Origin of the sequence: Pseudoflavonifractor sp. BSD2780061688st1 E11 (assembly GCF_005844125.1) — a bacterium.
Lineage (GTDB): Bacteria > Bacillota > Clostridia > Lachnospirales > Lachnospiraceae > Sellimonas > Sellimonas catena.
In genome coordinates, this window is sequence record NZ_SPHM01000054.1 from 1 (window position 1) to 20271 (window position 20271).

General features: G+C 44.4%; 19 protein-coding genes. 16 read left to right on the plus strand and 3 right to left on the minus strand.

What is annotated here, in order from left to right; genetic code table 11:
- Window positions 1-214: 214 nt before the first annotated feature.
- The 12 genes from recQ (at window position 215) to FGQ85_RS16450 (ending at window position 13104) form a co-directional block, all read left to right on the plus strand.
- Window positions 215-2533: a DNA helicase RecQ gene (gene recQ / locus FGQ85_RS16395; protein WP_138374002.1), complete on the plus strand. Its 2319-nt coding sequence runs from the start codon at window positions 215-217 to the stop codon at window positions 2531-2533.
- A complete protein-coding gene (locus FGQ85_RS16400; protein ID WP_138373989.1) occupies window positions 2512-3690 on the plus strand; it encodes an HAD family hydrolase in 1179 nt (392 codons plus the stop codon). The genes recQ and FGQ85_RS16400 overlap by 22 nt, the downstream gene beginning before the upstream one ends.
- 100 nt (window positions 3691-3790) lie before the next feature.
- Window positions 3791-5275, plus strand: coding sequence for an AAA family ATPase (locus tag FGQ85_RS16405; RefSeq protein WP_118635901.1), 1485 nt, complete (start codon window positions 3791-3793; stop codon window positions 5273-5275).
- 129 nt (window positions 5276-5404) lie between these two features.
- On the plus strand, window positions 5405-6232 hold the full coding sequence (locus FGQ85_RS16410; RefSeq protein WP_138373990.1) for an MmcQ/YjbR family DNA-binding protein: 828 nt from the start codon (window positions 5405-5407) through the stop codon (window positions 6230-6232).
- Complete coding sequence (amrA, locus tag FGQ85_RS16415; protein ID WP_118635897.1) at window positions 6223-7611, plus strand: AmmeMemoRadiSam system protein A; 1389 nt, start codon at window positions 6223-6225, stop codon at window positions 7609-7611. The genes FGQ85_RS16410 and amrA overlap by 10 nt, the downstream gene beginning before the upstream one ends.
- A gap of 23 nt (window positions 7612-7634) precedes the next feature.
- Entirely contained in the window at window positions 7635-8480 is an 846-nt protein-coding gene (gene amrS / locus FGQ85_RS16420) for an AmmeMemoRadiSam system radical SAM enzyme (protein ID WP_138374003.1), read from the plus strand.
- A gap of 131 nt (window positions 8481-8611) precedes the next feature.
- Window positions 8612-8917, plus strand: a complete 306-nt coding sequence (locus tag FGQ85_RS16425) for a nucleoside triphosphate pyrophosphohydrolase (protein WP_138373991.1) — start codon at window positions 8612-8614, stop codon at window positions 8915-8917.
- Window positions 8918-8951: 34 nt separating this feature from the next.
- Window positions 8952-10100 (plus strand): aldo/keto reductase, encoded by a 1149-nt coding sequence (locus tag FGQ85_RS16430; protein ID WP_138373992.1) that lies wholly within the window; start codon window positions 8952-8954, stop codon window positions 10098-10100.
- 16 nt (window positions 10101-10116) lie between these two features.
- Window positions 10117-10806, plus strand: a complete 690-nt coding sequence (locus FGQ85_RS16435) for an alpha/beta hydrolase (protein WP_138373993.1) — start codon at window positions 10117-10119, stop codon at window positions 10804-10806.
- Window positions 10807-10824: 18 nt separating this feature from the next.
- Complete coding sequence (locus tag FGQ85_RS16440; protein ID WP_138373994.1) at window positions 10825-11367, plus strand: histidine phosphatase family protein; 543 nt, start codon at window positions 10825-10827, stop codon at window positions 11365-11367.
- A gap of 31 nt (window positions 11368-11398) precedes the next feature.
- Window positions 11399-12139: a metallophosphoesterase gene (locus tag FGQ85_RS16445; protein ID WP_087255092.1), complete on the plus strand. Its 741-nt coding sequence runs from the start codon at window positions 11399-11401 to the stop codon at window positions 12137-12139.
- Window positions 12140-12219: 80 nt separating this feature from the next.
- On the plus strand, window positions 12220-13104 hold the full coding sequence (locus FGQ85_RS16450; protein WP_118635890.1) for a NifB/NifX family molybdenum-iron cluster-binding protein: 885 nt from the start codon (window positions 12220-12222) through the stop codon (window positions 13102-13104).
- 111 nt (window positions 13105-13215) lie between these two features.
- On the opposite strand, the gene FGQ85_RS16455 is transcribed toward FGQ85_RS16450, so the two are convergent.
- Entirely contained in the window at window positions 13216-14595 is a 1380-nt protein-coding gene (locus FGQ85_RS16455) for an aldehyde dehydrogenase (protein WP_138373995.1), read from the minus strand.
- Window positions 14576-15862 (minus strand): iron-containing alcohol dehydrogenase, encoded by a 1287-nt coding sequence (locus FGQ85_RS16460; RefSeq protein WP_138373996.1) that lies wholly within the window; start codon window positions 15860-15862, stop codon window positions 14576-14578. Before FGQ85_RS16460 ends, FGQ85_RS16455 begins: the two co-directional genes overlap by 20 nt.
- A gap of 180 nt (window positions 15863-16042) precedes the next feature.
- Here FGQ85_RS16460 and FGQ85_RS16465 point away from each other — a divergent pair, with 180 nt between their 5' ends.
- Window positions 16043-16246: a hypothetical protein gene (locus FGQ85_RS16465; protein ID WP_138373997.1), complete on the plus strand. Its 204-nt coding sequence runs from the start codon at window positions 16043-16045 to the stop codon at window positions 16244-16246.
- A gap of 14 nt (window positions 16247-16260) precedes the next feature.
- On the opposite strand, the gene FGQ85_RS16470 is transcribed toward FGQ85_RS16465, so the two are convergent.
- A complete protein-coding gene (locus FGQ85_RS16470) occupies window positions 16261-16722 on the minus strand; it encodes a hypothetical protein (RefSeq protein ID WP_138373998.1) in 462 nt (153 codons plus the stop codon).
- Window positions 16723-16989: 267 nt separating this feature from the next.
- Here FGQ85_RS16470 and FGQ85_RS16475 point away from each other — a divergent pair, with 267 nt between their 5' ends.
- The 3 genes from FGQ85_RS16475 to FGQ85_RS16485 all read left to right on the plus strand — a co-directional run bounded on the left by FGQ85_RS16475 (window position 16990) and on the right by FGQ85_RS16485 (window position 20197).
- Window positions 16990-17880 carry a Fic family protein gene (locus FGQ85_RS16475; protein WP_138373999.1) on the plus strand — a complete coding sequence of 297 codons (891 nt, stop codon included), beginning with the start codon at window positions 16990-16992 and terminating at the stop codon, window positions 17878-17880.
- A gap of 145 nt (window positions 17881-18025) precedes the next feature.
- The gene (locus FGQ85_RS16480) at window positions 18026-19837 is read left to right on the plus strand and encodes a DUF262 domain-containing protein (RefSeq protein WP_138374000.1); all 1812 of its coding nucleotides are present in this window, start codon (window positions 18026-18028) and stop codon (window positions 19835-19837) included.
- Between the two features lie 165 nt (window positions 19838-20002).
- Window positions 20003-20197, plus strand: coding sequence for a hypothetical protein (locus FGQ85_RS16485; protein ID WP_138374001.1), 195 nt, complete (start codon window positions 20003-20005; stop codon window positions 20195-20197).
- Window positions 20198-20271: the final 74 nt, after the last annotated feature.

Here is a 20271-nt window from a genome sequence, read left to right on the forward strand (position 1 = left end):
GTAAAAAAATACAACCCAAAGGCTGTATTTTCAATATATTTTTCAGTTGTTAGAATGGAGAAAGTGGCAAAGTCGGGGACAATATTTTATGAAAGTATTTTAAAAAGATAAAGAGAATTCTTTATTTGATTTTTAATATGCTATAATATAAATTAGGTATATATTTTTTATAGAATAATTTATGGAAAGAAAGGATAGATCTTAAATATTGCTGATGAACCAAAATAAAACCATAGATGAAGTACAATTTAGAAATGAACTTGACCAACAGCTGTATACCACCCTCAAAACCTACTTTGGTTATGACACATTTCGACCAGAACAGGAGACGGTCATCAGACAGATCCTTTCTGGAAGAGATGTATTTGCAGTCATGCCCACCGGAGCAGGGAAATCTCTTTGCTATCAGCTTCCTGCACTGATGCTTCCTGGAATTACAATTGTCGTTTCCCCTTTGATTTCCCTGATGATCGATCAGGTGAAGGCGTTGAATGAAGCTGGTGTACATGCGGCCTATATTAACAGTGCACTGACGGAAAACCAGATTGCAAAGGCGATGGAACTTGCAAAGACCGGACAGTATAAGATTATCTATGTGGCGCCGGAGCGTCTTGAGACGCCCCGGTTTTTGGATTTTGCCTGTCACGCGGAGATTTCCATGATTACGGTGGATGAAGCCCACTGTATCTCTCAGTGGGGTCAGGATTTCAGACCAAGCTATCTTCGAATTCTGTCTTTTGTACATATGCTTCCGGTCCGCCCGGTTGTTTCGGCATTTACAGCTACTGCAACCGAGCGGGTCAGAACTGACATCCGCGTTTCTTTGGAGCTGGAACATCCTTATGAGACGGTAACCGGATTCGACAGAGAAAATCTGTACTTTGAAGTACAGAGAACAAAGCAGAAAAAGGAGAGGATCCGCCGTTATCTGGAAGATCACATAGAAGAGAGCGGGATCATTTACTGTGCTACCAGAAAGGGCGTGGATGAATTATATCTGGAGCTGGAGAACGCTGGATTTTCTGTCGGGCGTTATCATGCAGGAATGAGCACGGAGGCAAGAAGAATCAGTCAGGAGGACTTCATTTATGACCGGACAAAGGTAATGATTGCCACCAATGCGTTTGGGATGGGGATTGACAAATCCAATGTACGGTTTGTCCTTCACTTCAATATGCCCCAGAGTATGGAAAATTACTATCAGGAGGCCGGAAGAGCAGGACGTGACGGCGAACCGGCAGAATGTATTTTGTATTATTCGCCGCAGGATACGGTCATTAACCGATTCCTTCTGGAGAGTAAGGAACAGGACAGAGAATATACGGAAGAGGAACTGAGGACGATTCAGGCACAGGACATGGACCGCCTGCGAAAGATGGAGATGTACTGCACAACGACGAAATGTCTCAGGGCATATATTCTTCATTATTTTGGAGAAAAGGGAAAAGAGCAGTGCCGGAACTGTTCCAACTGTCAGGAAGAGTTTGAAGAAATGGATGCTTCCGAAGCGGCAGCCGATGTCATCCTATGTGTCAGGACATCCGGACAGAGGTTTGGAATGAACATGATCGCCGGGACTCTTCTGGGAGAAAACACGGCAAAAATACGTAATTACAGAATGGAAGAAAACCCTGCTTATGGAAAACAGAGTAAGCTTGGACAGACGAGGATCAAGGAAATTATCCGTACAATGGTGGAGCGAGGATATCTGAGACAGACGGAGGATAAGTATGCCATCCTCCATCTGACGGGAACTTCTGGAGAATTGATGGAGCAAAATACTCCTTTTATCATCGCATATAAAAAAGAAGAAGAGAAAAAGCGGGACAGTAAAAAATCCGTTCTCGTGATGGATTTGTCGGAAAAGGGGAAAGAGTTGTTTGAATCACTGCGGGAACTTCGCGCAGAACTTGCAAGAAGACGGTCGATACCTCCATATATGGTGGCTTCGGATAAAACGCTTCGTGATCTGTGCGTACGCATGCCGTTTACAAAAGAAGAACTTCTGAAAGTAAATGGCATGGGTGAACGGAAAGCAGAGCAGTACGGAGAAGCCATTTTACAAAAAATTCAAAGCGTAACCGGAGGGCAGCGGGATACAGCAGAAAATCAAAATTCAGGTCCGAAAGATGAAATTCCATTGACGGAAAGGCGGGGAAAAGGGCGAAAAGAAGACTTTCGGCTGACGAAAGAGATTCTTTTTGGCATTCAGTATACGCCAAGAATGACATTAAGCGAATTTGTTTCGCAGGTGAATGAATTAAGAGATGAAAAACAGATGAAACGTTTGACAAATAAATGGCTTACAGAAAGACTTCTGGAAGAAGGCTGTCTGAAACAACAGTTTTATAACGGATATGCCAGAACAGTATTGACAGAAAAAGGAAGAAAGGCCGGAATTGAGCCGGAAGAACGGATCAGTGAAAAAGGGAATCCGTATGAGATCTTTTTCTATACTGAAAAAGCGCAGAGATATCTGGTGGAATTGATGAAAGGAGGAGGAAAGGACTTTTGTCAGAAAAAGAATATGTAAGAAAACAAAAAGAAGACAGGCCGGTTGTTGCGATCTGTTATGACTTTGACAAGACATTGTCGCCGGATGATATGCAGGCGCAGGGATATATCCAATCGGTTGGTTATGATATTCCGGAATTCTGGAAAAAATCCAATATCCTTGCTGCGGAAAATGAGATGGATCAGAATCTCGCATATATGTATCTGATGAAACAGGAGGCGGAAGGGAAAGTGCTTTTCACCCGCAGGAAGCTGGCAGAATACGGTGCCAATGTAAAGCTGTTCCCGGGTGTAGAACAATGGTTTGAGCGCATCCGCAAGTACGGGAAAGAACAGGGTGTGATTGTGGAACACTATATTATTTCTTCCGGACTTAAAGAAATGATTGAAGGCACTTCCGTTGCCAGGTCAGGAGCATTTGAAAAAATATATGCAAGTTCCTTTTACTTTAATGATCATGACGTAGCGGTCTGGCCTGCCCAGGTGATCAATTATACAAGTAAAACACAGTTTTTGTTCCGAATTGAGAAAGGAGTGCTGGACATTAACGATCCGGCAGTGAATGAATCTTTTTCACCGGAAGAAATCCGTGTACCATTCAGAAACATTGTTTATATCGGAGATAGTGATACGGATATTCCATGCATGAAACTGGTTACGACATACGGCGGGCACTCGATCGGTGTGTATGACGCACAGACAGAGGATAAAGCCAAAGTATATAAAATGATGCGTGACGGAAGGATTCGATATTTCGCTCCGGCGGATTACACAGAAAATTCAGAGCTGGATCGTCTTGTAAAATCCATTATCGACCGGACAGCAGCCAACGAATCTCTGGAAGCACTTCATTACCAGTGTAAAAGGGAAAGGATTGAAGCAGATAGAAAAAGCAGCGAAGAAGACCGGGAAAAGGCCGGATTGCTCATGGAGCTGGAAAACAGCCCGAATTTTGCCAGTACCCACTCGGTTATCCGGAAACTCAGAAAAATTGATGACTGGACCCCGGAGGAAAGAGAAGTGCTTTTGCAGACAGCAGAGAAAAACAGTCAGGTTTATTCCGTTTTGCAGGATCCGGATATCAGGGAGTTCTACCGCGGCATTCTTGGGAAAATTCATCCATTGACAGAAGAGGCGAGGAAAATCAAAGAGATCATAGAAAACAGGAAATCCTGAATCATTACTTTTCCATATATGGAAAAAGAAACATGGATTGTACCATCTCCTATTTTATGCTAAACTAAAGAAAATTCGACAAAAGACAGGAGTATGCACCATGCCAGTTTTTGATTTTAATAATACGCCGGAAGAGGGAAAAACACCGGAATGTACTTATACAGTATTTTATTCCAGCGAACAGGAAGCATCGGCGGAGCACCCGATGCTTGTACTTGACAACAGTAAGGGAAAGCTTCAGCACCATTCGATCGGAGTATTTACGAATCCGGTCCGCCGGACTGCCTTTGAATTCAAAGGAGAAGAAGGAACGGTCAGCGCCGATATTTTACAGATTGATGCCCGTTTTGTAAGTCTTCTCAAATGGATGGGAGAAAATCATATTAATGTCCGGCTTTCCGGGGCGGACCGGGAGGACGGATATGCTGTGTATAAGATCCGTGAGATTGCCTTTGGCGGAGGATCCAAGCTTTCAGCGGAGGATGGCTTCCTGCAGTTTATGATTGAACGTCTTCTTACAAGTGATGCACCGTCCGAAGAAATCCCGGATGAAGATGAGGAGGAGACAGGAGACAGCATGAAGTTGACCAGTATCCAGAGTATTACGGACTTTATCACCTGTGCCGGTAGGACGCTTCCGGATAATATCCGGCTCTGGGCAAGGAGAAACCTTGCTGTAGCCCGCTCTCACGAGGTTTCAGCGGAGGAGCGCCGGCATGCACAGAGGGCTCTTTCTATTATGATGAACATCCAGTGGAAAGGGAATTACTTCCAGGCAATTGATCCGGAAGAAGCAAGGAGAATTCTGGATGAGGAACTTTATGGAATGGAGCAGGTAAAGCAGCGGATTATTGAAACGATTATCCAGATCAACCGGACTCACACCCTTCCGGCCTATGGCCTGCTTCTGGTAGGACCTGCGGGAACCGGAAAGTCTCAGATTGCCTATGCGGTAGCAAGGATTTTGAAACTCCCATGGACTACGTTGGATATGAGTTCCATCAACGATCCGGAACAGCTGACCGGGAGCTCACGGATTTATGCCAATGCAAAGCCGGGAATCATTATGGATGCTTTTTCCATGGCAGGGGAATCCAACCTTGTATTTATCATCAATGAGCTTGACAAGGCGGCATCCGGAAAAGGAAACGGCAATCCGGCAGATGTGCTTTTGACACTGCTTGATAACCTTGGATTTACAGATAATTATATCGAATGTATGATTCCGACCGTAGGAGTTTATCCGATTGCGACGGCCAACGATAAAGATCAGATCAGCGCGCCGCTCATGTCCCGGTTTGCGGTAATTGAGCTTCCGGATTACACACCGGAGGAGAAAAAGGTGATTTTCTCTCAGTATGCACTTCCAAAGGTACTGAAAAGAATCGGCATGCAGGAGAATGAATGCACACTGACGGATGATGGTCTGGATGCAGTCATCGACCTGCACAAAGAGACAAGCGGTATCCGGGATCTGGAGCAGGCGGCAGAGCACCTTGCGGCAAACGCACTTTATCAGATTGAAGTTGATCATGTGAAATCGGTTCAATTTGATGAAAAGATGGTTCGGACCATTCTTTCCTGATACCGGAATGATCATACAAAAACAGCAGTACAAGATGACACAGAGAGAACGGGACTCTGTGTCATTTTCTTTTGGAAAGCAGATGAAACCTCTGAAGCATAGTGTTAAAATAAAAAAGAGGTGATCAAGATGAAGAGGGCAGAATCGCAAAAAGCGTGTCTGAAAAAAGAAATCCTGGACTATGTCCTGCATACTTACGGCACAAGCCCGGATTATCCATGGAAAACTCCGGATTTTGTGCTGCGTCATAATGATAATAGAAAATGGTACGGGGTGATGCTGGAAGTCCGAAAGGAGAGCATGGGACTACACGGGACAGGATATATCGAAGTACTGAATGTAAAGTGTGATCCGGATATGGCTGGATTTCTGGTGTCAGGCAAGGGAATTCTGCCGGGGTATCATATGAATAAGAAAAACTGGATTTCCATTCTTCTTGATGGAACGGTAGAAAAAGAGCAGATTCTTGCACTGCTGGATCAAAGCTATCTTCTGACAGCGAGTAAAAAGACAAAAGAAAAGCTGCACTGTGAAAGGAAACGGGCCTGGCTTATCCCTGCTAATCCCGGATACTTTGATTTGGAAGCAGCTTTTGCAGAAAGCAGCACTATTGACTGGCATCAGCGTGGCAATATTCATACCGGAGATCTGGTCTATATTTATATGGCAGCACCGGTTTCTGCTGTTTTGTATCAGTGTGAAGTAACCGGTACAGGAGGATTTGAAGATCCGGGAGGGAATCAGGATAAGAGCCGGACCATGGAACTGAAATTGAAGCATCGATTTATGCCGGATGAAATGAATAGAGAACGGATGAAACTTTATGGAGTCGGTCCGGTGCGAAGTGCCCGAAGCATTCCGCCGGAACTTGAAAAAGAGTTGGAAATGCTTGCTGAAACAGGAAAAAACAGAACAGCCATGGAAAATAAAAGGAAGGAGGAGAGACGATGGCAGTAACAGGAGCAGTGATGGTACCTCATCCGCCTTTGATCATACCGGAGGTTGGACGCGGACAGGAACGGGGAATTCAGGATACGATTGCTTCATACCACAAAGCGGTAAAAAAGATTGCAGAGTGGAAGCCGGATACTGTTGTGGTGTTATCACCGCACACGGTAATGTATGCAGACTATTTTCATATTTCGCCGGGGAAAAGCGCGGAAGGAAGCTTTGGTAGGTTTGGGGCTTCTCAAGTGAAGATTCCGGTGCAGTATGATACCGAATTTGTGAAAGTACTGTCGCAGGAAGCGCAGGCAAGGGAGATTCCGGCAGGAACATTGGGTGAGCAGGACAGAAGGCTGGATCACGGCACTATGATTCCGCTCTGGTTTCTCAATCATTATGACCGGGAATACAAGGTGGTTCGGATTGGCCTTTCCGGACTCCCGTTTTCAATGCACTACATGCTTGGGCAATGTATTCAGAAAGCGGCGGAACTGTGTGGCAGAAAAATTGTGGTGATCGGAAGCGGGGATCTGTCTCATAGATTAAAGGCAGACGGTCCGTATGGCTTCCGGAAAGAAGGACCGGAATATGATGAGCGGATCATGCAGGTGATGGGAAGTGCAGAGTTTGGAAAACTCTTTGATTTTACAGAAGATTTCTGCGGACAGGCGGCAGAGTGCGGACAGCGGTCCTTCCTGATCCTGGCAGGAGCGCTGGACCGTAGAAAAGTTCGTGCGAAAAGACTTTCCTATGAAGGCCCATTTGGAGTAGGATATGGGATCTGCACCTTTGAAGTAGAAGGTATGGATCCGCAAAGAGATTTTTTGCATCAGCATGAGGAAAATGTGAAAAAAGAAGCAAAAGAGCGGAGCGAAAAGGAAGATCCTTATGTAAAGCTTGCACGGCAGACAATCGAAACATATGTGAGGACCGGCAGGAAGATTTCCATTCCGGAAGGTCTGCCGGAAGAATTGTATCACAAGAGGGCTGGAGCCTTTGTATCTCTCAAAGAAGAGGGAAGACTGCGCGGGTGCATCGGGACAATTGCGCCGGTACGGGGAACGCTTGCGGAGGAGATTGTTGAGAATGCTATCAGCGCAGCGGTGAAAGATCCGAGATTTGACGCAGTAGAAGCAGAAGAACTGGACCGGCTTGTGTACAGTGTGGATGTTCTGGGAGAGACGGAAGAAATTGCTTCGCCGGAACAGCTGGATGTGAAACGCTACGGCGTTATCGTAAGCAAAGGAATCAAACGGGGACTTCTGCTTCCGAATCTGGAAGGAGTTGATACCGTAGACGAGCAGATTGCCATTGCGAAAAGAAAAGCAGGTATCCCGGAAGAGGCAGAAGATATCAAACTGGAACGCTTTGAGGTGGTGAGACATTTTTGAGCAGAGAAGAAAAACGTAATGAGATGGGAAATTCATCCGATGGCAGGAAAGTATGCCCGGTCTGTATGCATTATTGCGCGCTTCTGGAAGGACAGTACGGCAGATGCAGGGCAAGAAAGAACGAAAATGGCAAGATTATCAGTGTGAATTACGGAAAAGTAACATCCGCAATGCTGGATCCGATCGAAAAGAAACCGTTGGCCCGGTTTTATCCGGGAAGCAAAATCCTTTCGGTAGGAAGCTTTGGGTGCAATCTTTTCTGCCCGTTCTGCCAGAATCATGAGATTTCCATGGCCGGACAGACGGAGATTGGATGGCAGGACGTGACACCGGCTCAGCTGGCCCGGCTTGCTTCCGGGTATCAAAATGCCGGAAATATCGGAGTGGCATTTACTTACAATGAACCGCTTGTAGGATACGAATTTGTCCGGGACACAGCCTGTCTGGTAAAACAAAATGGAATGAAAACGGTAGTGGTCACCAATGGATCAGTGGAACTGGAAATCCTGGAAGAAATTTTACCATATATAGATGCGGTGAATATTGATTTGAAAGGATTTACAGAAGATTATTACAGAAAACTTGGTGGAAATCTGAATACGGTAAAAGCGTTTATTGAAAGAGCGGCAAAGGACTGCCATGTGGAACTGACGACACTCATTGTGCCGGGTGAAAATGATTCAAAAGAAGAAATGGAACAGGAGGCAGCATGGATTGCCTCACTGAGTCCGGAGATCCCACTGCATGTGTCCAGATTTTTCCCAAGATATCAGATGACCGATCGGAAAGCAACAGAGGTCAGGCAGGTGTACAGGATGAAGCAGATTGCAGAGAAATACCTGAAGTATGTGTATACCGGGAACTGTTAAAGGATTGGGCTTTCCGCCTTTTATAAATAAAAGGGGAATGATATAATGGAGTAAGTGGACTGGATCTGGATGAAATTACTCAGAAAAAGCAAGAAACAGTGAATACGACAAATTATAAAGGACGTGACACAATGAGAGAAGGAAAGCTGGTTCGGGACAATATACCGGATATCATTCGGGCGGATGGGAAGACGCCTGTCACCCGTATTCTGGATCAGGAAGAGTATCTGAATGAACTGGATAGAAAGCTGCAGGAAGAGGTGGCAGAGTATCAGGCGGATAAGTCTCTGGAAGAACTGGCAGATATTCTGGAAGTGTTATCCGCCATCTGTAAGGCCAGAGGATATTCCAGAGAAGATCTGCTTAAAGTACGAGATGAGAAACGAAGAAAACGAGGCGGGTTTGAGAAAAGAATTTACTGGAGTGGAAACGAATAGGTTAAAAAGCCGGAAACATCAGGAGGGAAACGAAATGAGATATCGTGAATTGGGAAATACAGGATTAAAGGTCAGTGAAATTGGATTAGGAGCAGAGTGGCTGGAGCGCCACAACGAAGCAGAAGTAAAAGAGATTATTGACTGTTGCGAAAGCTATGGAATCAACATTCTGGACTGCTGGATGTCGGAGCCGAATGTACGCTCCAATATCGGGAAAGCACTGGAGGGGAAAAGAGAAAAATGGATCATTCAGGGGCATTTTGGATCAACATGGCAGAACGGACAGTATGTCCGCACCCGGGATCTTGCGAAGGTAAAAGAAGCATTTCAGGACCTGCTGACACGCCTTCAGACAGATTATATTGACCTTGGCATGATTCATTTTGTGGATGAAGAGGCAGAATTTCACCGGATCATGGAAGGAGAATTTCTGGCTTATGTAAAGGAACAGAAAGAAAAGGGAATCATTCACCATATTGGAATGAGTACTCACAATCCGAAAGTGGCAAAGCTTGCGGCATTAAGCGGCGAAATCGAGATGATTTTGTTCAGTATCAATCCGGCGTTTGATCTGCTTCCGGCAAGCGAAGATCTGAATACATACTTTGCGGAGTCTTATGAGGAACATCTTCAGGGCATCGATCCGGAACGGGCGGAGCTGTATCAGATCTGTGAACAGCGGGGTGTCGGAATCACCGTTATGAAAGGATATGCGGGAGGACGTCTTTTTTCCGAAAAGACTTCTCCGTTTGGAGTGGCCCTGACTCCGGTTCAGTGTATTCACTATGCCCTTACAAGACCGGGTGTGGCAAGTGTGCTGGCAGGATATGATACGACAGAACATGTCAAGGAGGCGGTTGCTTATGAGAACGCCACAGAAGAGGAAAAGGATTATGCGAGCGTGCTGGCCAGGGCGCCGCAACATGCCTACAGTGGACAATGCACATATTGTGGACACTGTGCACCTTGCCCGGCAGGGATCGATATTGCCATGGTGAACAAACTCTATGATCTGGCTGCCATGCAGGAAGAAGTGCCGGCAACAGTCAAGGCGCATTATGAAGGACTTTCAGCCAATGCAAAAGACTGCATTGCATGCAAAGGCTGCGAGACACGATGTCCGTTCGATGTTCCGGTCGTGGAAAGAATGGAAAAAGCAAAAGAACTGTTTGGCAGCTTATAAAAGCGGGAGGGACAAGATGAGTGACATCCGGCTCTATTCCATCGAAAGAGGAACAGGAGAACCGCTGATTTTACTGCACGGAAACGGGGAAGAAAGCCGCTACTTTGCCCGTCAGATCAGGCATTTTGCCAAAACACGAAAAGTAATCGCAATCGATACGAGAGGACACGGGCAAAGTCCGCGAGGAAATGCCCCGTTTACCATTCGGCAGTTTGCGGAGGATCTGCATGACTTCATGGAAGAAAAGGGAATTGAGCGGGCAGACATTCTCGGGTTCAGTGATGGAGGAAATACGGCACTGGTGTTTGCACTTCAATATCCACAGAAAGTGAGAAAACTCATTTTGAACGGCGCAAATCTTTATCCTTCCGGAATGAAGACATTGATTGTACTGCCGATCTGGGCGGGATATGGCGCGGCATCGCTCCTTGCGCCGGTTTCCCAAAAGGCGAAAAAGCAAAAGGAGCTACTGGGACTTATGGTGAAGGATCCGTATATCCGTCCGGAAGATCTGAGCAGAATTTCTTCTAAGACACTGGTTCTCGTAGGAAAGAATGACATGATCCGGCATCGGCATTCCCTGCTGATTGCAAAGAGTATCCCGGGGGCGAAATTCGTCTGCCTGAAAGGGGATCACTTTATTGCAGCAAAAAATCCAGAGACATTCAACCGGGCAGTGGAACGGTTCCTTTCAGATGGAAAATAAAACAGGAGAGAAACAGATATGGGACATTTTTATTTTGTAAGACACGGGCAGACCGTTTGGAACGTAGAAGGTAAGATCTGTGGAAGGACAGATAGTGAACTGACCGAGTACGGTCATCAGCAGGCTGTGGAGACAGGCAGGAAATTTCTGGAAGAAGGCATCCAGGCGGATGAAATTCTGTATTCTCCGCTTGTCCGGGCAGCAGAGACAGCACGGCATATTTCTGAAATCATGGGGATTCCGGCAAAGGCAGAACCGCGGCTGATCGAGCAGCATTTCGGCAAATGGGAGGGTACATCTCCAAGAAATGCCGCTGATTTCCAGAAGGAAAAAGAACAGTTTGCCAGCCACCATGGAAACGGAGAATCGACGCTCCAGCTGGCCCAGAGAATCTATAATCTGCTGGATAACATCAAGGCAGAGTCAGACGAAAAGACGTACATTCTGGTTGCGCACAACGGAATCGCCAGAGTTGTACAGTCGTATTTTACCGACATGACGAACGAAGAATACGCGACATTTGGAGTGAAAAACTGCGAAATCCGCCGGTACGATTTCTAGCATTTATTTGGGCAGGGGGAGGTGATTCCGGATGGCATTGTATGCATTAGGGGATCTGCATTTAAGCTTTCAGGCAGACAAGCCGATGGACGCATTTGGAAAAGTGTGGAAACACCATGAACGTAAAATAGAAAAGTACGTGAATCGCATCGTGAGGCCGGAGGATACCCTTGTGCTGACCGGCGATCATTCCTGGGGCAGGAAGCTTTCAGAATGCCGGGAGGATCTTGATTTCATCGAACGGCTGCCGGGGCGGAAGATTCTGCTTCGGGGCAATCACGATATGTTCTGGGATGCGAAGAAGACCAGACGGCTGAATGAGGAATATGATGGACGGCTCTTCTTTTTGCAGAATAATTTTGCCGCCTATCAGGACTATGCGCTGGTAGGGACGAAGGGATATACGTTTGAAGGACCATTCTATCTGGATTTTCAGGGGAGAATCCTTGGATGGGATGAGGAACGCGAAGAGCAGGCGAAAAAGCTCGTTGCAAGAGAAATGGAGCGGCTTCGGGAGTCTTTCCGCCAGGCGGAAGAGGCCGGATACCGGAAGTTTGTGATGTTTCTGCATTATCCGCCGACCAATGTTTTGGAGAAGACCTCGCCATTTACCCGGATTGCGGAAGAGTACGGGGTGGAAGTGGTCGTGTATTCCCACTGCCATGGAGAACAGAGATTTGGAGACAGCATCCGGGGGACTTACCGGGGAGTCCGTTATTTCCTTGTGTCGGGAGATTACCTGAATTTTCATCCGGAGCAGATTCTGGCATAAAGACTTGGAAATCAGCGGATGATGTTTTATAATAGAATAGCCAGATTTACAAATAGAAATAAATGAGGAGAAAAGAAAACATGAAAATAGCAGTAACCTATGATAACGGAAACATTTTTCAGCATTTTGGAAAAACAGAGAATTTCAAAATTTACGAAGTAGAAGGTCAGAACGTGGTTTCCAGTGAAGTGATCGGTTCTAATGGAACAGGACATGGCGCACTGGCAGGCCTGCTGGCAGAACAGGGTGTCAATGTACTGATCTGCGGCGGAATCGGCGGCGGAGCGCAGGCAGCCCTGGAAGAAGCAGGTATCGAATTATGTTCCGGAGCGGAAGGCGATGTGGATCAGGCAGTAGAAGCATATCTGAAGGGAGAACTGACTTCCTCCGGTGCAACCTGTGACCACCACCATGACGAGGAACACAGCTGCGGACATCACGGAGAAGAACATGACTGCGGTCAGCATGACGAAGAACATTCCTGCGGCGGCAGCTGCGGAAGCTGTGCCGGATGCGGATCCCACCAGCCTCCGATTACCGGACGCAATGCAGGTAAAATCTGTAAAACACATTATAGAGGAACTTTCAACGATGGTACCCAGTTTGATTCTTCTTATGACCGTGGAGAACCGCTGGAATTTATCTGCGGTGCAGGACAGATGATCCGTGGATTTGATGCTGCTGTTGCTAATATGGAAGTGGGAGAGATTGTAGATATTCATCTGATGCCGGAAGAAGCATACGGCATGCCGGATCCAAATGCCATTTTCATGATTGAAATGGCACAGCTGCCGGGATCAGAAGATCTGGAGCCGGGTGAGAAAGTTTACCTCAGCGGTCAGTACGGCCAGCCAATCCCGGTGACTGTCGTTGAGAAAGATGAGACATCCATCACATTTGACGCCAACCATGAGATGGCAGGAAAAGAACTGAATTTCCGGATCGAGCTGGTTGAGGTAAAATAAGCATATCGAAGAGTGTTCGGATGATGAAAAAACCTGTCGCACAACATAGCGTGCGGCAGGTTTTTGAATATAGAAAAAGTGTTATGATTTTAAATCTTGTTTCCGAAAAGGCTATTTCAGGAAGAAGCGTACCATTTTTTCATGCAGCTTCTGGTATGGCTGATAACGCATCGGCAGGTCAATCCAGGTTTTCTTATCTACGATACTCTTATAGTGGGAGAAGGTATCAAAGCCGATCTTTCCATGGTAAGCGCCCATGCCGCTTTCACCAAATCCTCCAAATCCCATTTCGGTAGTGGCAAGATGGATGATCGTATCATTGATGCAGCCTCCGCCGAATCCGCAGCGGGAAGTCACTTTTTTTGCCGCCGCTTTGTCGGAAGTAAAGAAGTAAAGCGCCAGCGGATGAGGCATGGAATTGATTTTACGGATCACGTCATCCAGGTTGTCAAATGTCAGAACCGGCATGAGAGGTCCGAAGATTTCCTCCTGCATGACTGCATCCTGAAAGGTCACATGATCCAGAACCGTAGGCTCGATGCGGAGTGTTTTCCGGTCGGAGTTTCCACCATGCACAACCTTTTTCTCGTCAATCAGCCCAAGAATCCGGTCAAAATGTTTTTCGTTGATGATTTTACCGTAATTTGGATTCCGAAGCGGCTGTTTTCCGTACTGCTTTTGAATCTGCTTTTGCACTTCTTTGATCAGCCTGTCCTTAACAGCACGGTGGCAGTAAATATAGTCCGGTGCAACACAGGTCTGTCCGCAGTTCAGATATTTTCCGAATACGATTCGTCTTGCTGCCAGTTTGATATCGGCAGTCTGATCTACAATACAAGGGCTCTTTCCGCCCAGCTCTAAGGTGACAGGCGTCAGATGTTCTGCCGCGTTTCGCATGACTTCTTTTCCAACAGCCTGGCTTCCGGTAAAGAAAATATAGTCAAAATGTTCCTTCAAAAGACAGGTATTCTCAGCCCGGCCTCCGGTTACAACAGACACATACTGAGGATCAAAACACTGCGACAGGATGGTTTGAAGCGCTTCGCTTGTGTACGGAGAATAGGCGCTTGGTTTTACGACAGCGGTATTTCCTGCAGCAAGGGCATCCACCAGCGGGGACAGCGTCAGCATAAACGGATAATTCCATGGGCTCATAATGAGTACAACACCGTAAGGTGACGGTTTCTGATAACTTCTGGAATGAAACTGAGCCAGCGGAGTACGAACTCTCTTTTCGCCTGCAAACCGTTGTACATGTTTCAGCATGTAGCTGATTTCCTCCAGAACGAGTCCGGTTTCACACATGTAGCTTTCAAACGCGCTTTTTCCAAGATCTTTTTTCAGTGCGTTATGAATTTCTTTTTCATTGGAAGAGATGGCAGCATATAGTTTGCGAAGTGCAGCAGTCCGCGCACTGACCGGAAGTGTCGCTCCGGTTTGAAAGTATTTCCTCTGTCTGGTAACAAGGTCTTTAATTTCCTGTTCCGTCATGTTTTGTCACTCCTTCCTCATCAACAGGTTCGTTGGTTTCTTCAAAATCTTCTGCCGGATCTGCCGGCTCAGGCATCAGCATATAGTAAAAAGTTTCAAGCTCTGCCGCATTCATCAGTACCGGAACCGGATAGAGGGGATTGGCCTCCTTGTCGGCATAATGCGCGAGCTTCGGAACATCGGTTTCCCGGATTTCCGGAATATAATCACCGATGCCAAATCTCTTTTTCATATCTTGAATGGCCGAAATAAAGCGCTCAGCTGCTTCGTCATAAGGCGTGTCCTTGTCAGCCAGACCGGCGGCAACAGCCAGACGTGAAAGTTTCTTATGAATCGTTTCACCATAGGCCTTTAATACCATTGGAAGAATGACTGCATTTGCAAGACCATGTGGTACATTGTATTCCCCGCCAAGAGAGTGGGCAATGGCGTGGACATATCCTACATAGGATTTTGTAAATGCACATCCGGCATAGAAAGAAGCCCGCAACATATTACGCCGCGCTTCCACGTTGCTTCCATCTTCATATACCGTATCAATGTTTTCAAAAATCAGTTTGACAGCCATAAGAGCGTCTTTGCGTGTTCCGTAAGTAGTGGAATTGCCGATGTATGCTTCCACAGCGTGGGTCAGAGCATCCATACCGGTAGTTGCGGTGATAAATGGAGGCAGACTTAACGTGACTTTCGGATCCAGAACCGCATACCGCGGGATCAGCGGGAAATCGTTGATCGCATATTTGTGGCGCGTCTGGGCATCCGTGATCACTGCAGCCAGCGTCGTCTCACTTCCGGTACCGGCAGTAGTCGGAACAGCCATCAGAAGCGGCAGCTTTTTGTGGACTTTCAGAATTCCCTTCATTTTTGCAAGCGTCTGCTTTGGTTTGACGATGCAGGCTCCGACTGCCTTGGCGCAGTCCATACTGGAACCACCGCCGAACCCGATAATACAGTCACAGCCTTCTGTTTTATAAAGATCGATGGCCTCGGACACATTCACAGTAGTAGGATTGGCTACGGTCTTATCGTAGATACAGTAAGGAATCCCGTCACGATCCAGCGCCTTTTCCAGGCGCACAGTCAGGCCGAGCTTCCGTATGCCTGCATCTGTGATGATCAGGACTTTACTGCAGTTTTTTCTGCGGATCACTTCCGGCAGGACAGTCACGCTTCCAACGACCTTTGGTGTCCGGTAAGGCAGGAACGGAAGGGCAATCTTTAATCCGGTCTGAAACGTCCTGCAATATATTTTCTTTAGAGTATTCATGACAATTGATCCTTTCCGGCGCGGAGAACCACGCCCCTTTTTAGAGGCATTTTTACCAGAAAAATATTAGCATTGAAGGGGAGGGTTGTCAATATCAACGAGGGGAGTCGAGCATTCCGGACACACCGGAACAAATAAGGGTTACTGCCATGGATGCCATGCTTTCCAAAGGTTCTTTTTATGAAAGATGTATTTGAAAACCTGGAGGTTGTTGTGCTGAGCTTCAAAGAAGCAGAAGAAGGCGCCCATTTTGTCAAAACAGCAGAAGAGGCCGTTCAATATCTTGAGAGCAAGGACTTTAATTTTGCCTGTCGTATGCTCGGGAAACATTGCTGGAAAGACAGTAGCCCGCACTATTCCGTTTTAATGGGTATCTCAATTTGAGTGATATAATCGTCTTAGGTATCAATGACAAGCTCGTTGATACCTTTTTCATATGCAGAACCGCAAAATTGCAGATTGTTTTCCTTTGCATAGGCGAGAATTTCCGTATAACGTCCGGGTAAATTGTTCCAATCTCCTTTGCAAAAAGCCCTTAGATATTTTCCTTTTGGTTGAACATGAAGCCCCTTTCGGTGTGTAGGAAACGGTAACTCAATATAAAGGGCCGAATAGCCGTTAAGATTGCCGCAATACAGTTTTTCTACCGGTAGTATGGCGCCATAAGAAGCGTCATGCAAACGCCTCAACTGGTATTTCTTTGTTTCTGTTACCGCCAATTCTATCTCTTGTTCAAAAGGTGTGTCATGCGATATAGGTACAGTTACAAGATAGTGTGTTTCTGGTTTTTCCACGATTGAAAATTCAGATATATCTAAGTTGCGGATAGTGGACATATTCCAGCGTTTTTCATTCTTCATTTATGATTATCAAGTAGAGAAGAAAAATGAAGATAATAATTCTTAGAATGATATATATAGTTATGATATTGCTGGGGCTTTGCGGTATCAATCCGTTGGTAGATCGGTTCCGTCAGGTCAACAAGTCTGTTCCAGGAATTGATATTTCCGAAAACGGCAAAAACATGCCGATAAACCAGGAGAATGTTGGATTTATTGCCGATAATGTGATATACTATATTATACATTGGTGTAGTATTTAATTCGATTTATAATGGAGGAAAGCAGATGCGATACCTTTCTGTTGCTGAAATTGCAAAAAAATGGAATATATCGGAGCGTAGTGTGAGAAATTACTGTGCTCATGGACGTGTGCAGGGGGCTTTTCTTACCGGAAAGACCTGGAATATTCCGGAGAACGCCGAAAAACCAGAGCGTTCCAATAAAAAGAAAGAACATCCGACTACTTTGCTGGATATCTTGAGGGAACAAAAAGTAAATAAATATTCTGGTGGTATTTACCATAAGACACAGATTGATTTAACATATAACTCGAACCATATGGAGGGAAGCCGTCTGACCCACGATCAGACCAGATATATTTTTGAAACTAATACCATCGGTGTGGAAAATGAAGTTCTTAATGTAGACGATGTGATTGAAACAGCAAATCATTTTCGTTGTATCGATATGATCATCGACCATGCAAAATCTGCTTTGACTGAGAAGTTTATTAAGGAACTTCATCTGACTTTGAAAAATGGAACCAGCGATTCCAGAAAAGAATGGTTTGCAGTGGGTGATTACAAGAAACTGCCAAATGAGGTGGGCGGCATGGTTACTGCCCTTCCGGAAGAAGTTGCCGATAAGATGAAAGCTTTATTAATGGAGTATAATGCCAAGGAAGGAAAGACATTCGAAGATATTTTGGACTTCCATGTAAAGTTTGAGCGAATCCATCCGTTTCAGGATGGCAATGGGCGAGTGGGTAGACTGATTATGTTTAAGGAATGCCTGAAATATAATATTGTGCCGTTCATCATTGAGGATACTTTGAAATTGTTCTATTATCGCGGATTGAAAGAGTGGGACAATGAAAAAGGCTATTTGACAGATACCTGCCTGACCGCACAGGATCGATATAAGGCGTATTTGGACTATTTCAGAATTCTATATTAAGTAAAATAACTTTCAAAGTATCAAAAGTTGGTTCCAAAGTGTCAATTTGACGCTTTGAAAATGGTTCAAATGACAAAGTGGAATCAAAAGGGCAAAATTTGCATTTTGAATTAAAGAATACTAATGATATATAAGAGGTGTAGCAATGACTGGTGAGAAATTTACGTTAATGCAATATTCAGTTCATGCGATTTTAGGGCTGATTGACGCAGAAGATTTTGTTATACCTGAAATTCAGCGTCCATTTGTATGGAAACGAAGTCAGGTTAGGGATTTGATTGATTCTTTATATAATGGATATCCTACAGGGTATATTATTACTTGGAAGAATCCAGATATAAAGACTAAAGATGGCGGAAAAGCCAATGGAAAAAAGGTGTTAATTGATGGTCAGCAACGTGTAACGGCTTTAATGGCTGCTATATCAGGAAAAGAAGTTTTAGATGATGATTTTAATAAAGAACGTATTAAAATAGCATTCAATCCTTTGACAGAGGATGAAACAAAAAGATTTGCTGTGCAGGATGCTTCGCATTTGAAAGATAAAAAATGGATTCCAGATATTTCTGCTGTTTTTGAGCCGGAATTTGATCCGTTTGAATTTTCGATTGCTTATTGTGAAGTTAATGAAGGTGTTAAGCCCAATGTGGTAAATAAAGCAATTACAGAACTAAAAAGTATTGCTAATCGTCAAATAGGTGTAATAGAATTGGATGCAACATTGGATATTGATGAAGTAACTGAGATTTTTATTCGTATTAACTCAAAAGGCACACCGTTGAGTCAGTCTGACTTTGTTATGTCTAAGATGGCAGCGGATTCAGTGCATAATGGTAGTATGATGAGAAAAACAGTAGACTATTTCTGCCATTTGTCAGTAAAACCGGATTTTTATTCTCATTTATTGAATGATAAGGAGTTTCAGGATTCTAAATATGCGGATAAAATCAAGTGGCTGGCAAATGATCATGATGATATTTATGACCCAGATTATGGAGATATGTTAAGAGTATCATTTATGCATCAATTCAGACGTGGGAAGTTGGCTGATTTGGTAAGTTTGTTGTCTGGTAGAGACTTTATTACGAAAGAGTTTCGTGATGATATTATAGAAGATTCGTATAAGAAATTAGATAAAGGAATTATGAACTTTATTAATAAATATAACTTTTCTCAATTTATTATGGCAATCAAGGGGGCGGGATTTGTATCCAGTAAGCTGCTTAATTCAAGAATGACATTGGATTTTGCATATACACTATATCTTATGCTATTGAATGATCCGGAAATTCCGAATGCACAGATTAAACGATATGTACAGAAATGGTTTGTACTTACAACGTTGACTTCCAGATATATTGGTTCACCGGAAACACAGATGGATAGAGATATGAGAAATATCAGTGAAAAAGGATTTTTGAAGTTTTTTTCAGAAGTTGAGGAATCTGCATTATCCGAAACTTTCTGGGCGATTACATTGCCACAAGATATGGAAACTTCATCAATCAATAGCCCTGCATTTAACATATTTTTGGCAGCACAAATAAATCAGAATTGTAATTCCTTAATGATGAATGGTACGAAAATATCAGATTTAATAACTATTTCAGGGGATGTACATCATATTTTTCCAAAGTCATATTTGAAGAAGAATGGTGTAACATCAAAGACGAAATATAATCAGATTGCAAACTATATTTATTTGGACACACAAGTAAATAAAGCTATTAGCGATGATGCTCCGGCCATCTATTTCACAAAAGTGAAAGAACAATGTGAAACAAAAAATATCGTTTTTGGTAACCTCTCAACAAAAGAAATGTTGAACGAAAATCTGGAGGAAAACTGTATTCCTAATAATATTTTTGAAATGACAGTAGAAAATTATGATGAATTTCTACAGGAACGTAGAAAATTAATGGCAAAACTTATTCAACAATATTATGAAGGATTATAATTTACATATGTATGTTCTGATAATTTTCTATTATTAGCATAAATTCTCCGAACTACAGTGGGTTTGTAACAGCCCTGCGATTTTTATATACCAGAATACCTCAAACTATGATAAAGTAGCAAGGCAACATAATATGTCATAAATATGTATGGATGGAGAAATAAAATGGATTACACAGTGCCAAAGAATTTTTATGAATTTCAATATGGCTGGTATCGTGACATAGATCTAGATTATGAAGCAGAACAGTTGTTAAAAGTACTCGATTCTGCTAAAAAAGAAAATGATATCCAGAATTACATTAAGGAAAACAAAAAATGGTTCATTCCGGCTTCAATCTTTGAAGACTATGACTTTTGAATATTCTGCGGTGGCAGAGCCACCCAATCTCATGAAATAGAGCCACCGGATCCGTTAGCGAGAGCCAGTCGTCC